This window comes from Anaerofustis stercorihominis, assembly GCF_005844425.1.
In the GTDB taxonomy this organism is placed as follows: Bacteria; Bacillota; Clostridia; order Eubacteriales; family Anaerofustaceae; genus Anaerofustis; species Anaerofustis butyriciformans.
Map to the genome: position 1 here is coordinate 1 of NZ_SPHL01000084.1, position 1,090 is coordinate 1,090.

The 1,090-nt window shown below is 23.1% G+C and carries 1 protein-coding gene; it reads right to left on the bottom strand.

Annotated features, from left to right (window positions below; all coding sequences use genetic code 11):
- A partial coding sequence (locus FGQ49_RS10250; RefSeq protein ID WP_138269767.1) for a YfhO family protein occupies positions 1 to 1,090 on the bottom strand: 1,090 nt, incomplete at both ends.

Sequence of the window (1,090 nt, forward strand, 5' to 3'; positions counted from 1 at the left end):
CCTTTTATGGTAAAGTTCTCTACCTTGTCTTCTTTTAACTCATTTACATATTTATAATAATCATCCATAGGCTGACATATTACTTTTAAATCCGAGAAGCTATAATTTCCCTTTTTAGTAAACTTAATATGTATATCATACTTCCCGTTTTTAAAATAACCTAAATTATATAAATAATTATTTTTACCAATAAAATAAGTATTTTTACTTGTAGAAATTCCATAAGTTTTGTAATATGTTTCTTCATCATTTATTTTTATTTTTATAACAGAAGTCGTTGCTGGAACGTATAAAAGATTATCTACCTTATATTTTAATTCTTCACTTTTATATTTAAATTTTTTATTACTTTCAATTTTATCATTAGAAAACAGTTCAAAATCATCAATTGAAAGATAACATTCACTATTTCTGACATTTTTTAAATGAATAACTATTTCTGAGTTTGCTTCTTTAACTAAAATACCCTTATCAGTTATTTTAATTTTCTCTTCTTCATATTTCCCTTCTTTCATAATATCTTCTAAACTCATCAATGTTTTTGAAGAAGTTTTTGGATTTTGGGGAGTAATAAAGTCGCTTTCGCTTAAATAAACGCTTTGAAGCATTGCATACTCTCTGTCGTTTTCTTTTAACGAATTAAAAATATTTTTGTCAATAACGGAATCATAAGTATAAAACAACTCTAACGGATTTATATTTTCATACACACTGTTATTTTTATATCTTTTTATAAGTTTATAATCTTTATATATATCAACTTTTCTATTATTTTTTGAAATATAGTATTTTATTGATTTTAATTCATTGCTGATAATACGATTATCATATCCTTGATTGCTTGAAAAGCTTACATTCCCTAATGCTCCAATAGCAAAAAGATAATCTAAATCACTCTTATTTCTAACACTATAAAAACATGAAACTCCATTTATATCATTTAATACACCAAGATTGACTTTATTATTTTTTGATTCAGTGTTATCAACATCAACTCTATATATATTGTATTTATCATGTTTCTTTATAAATTTAAATTCCTTTTGTTTTGTTTTGTTTATTAAATCATTATATGTTTTAAACTGATCAG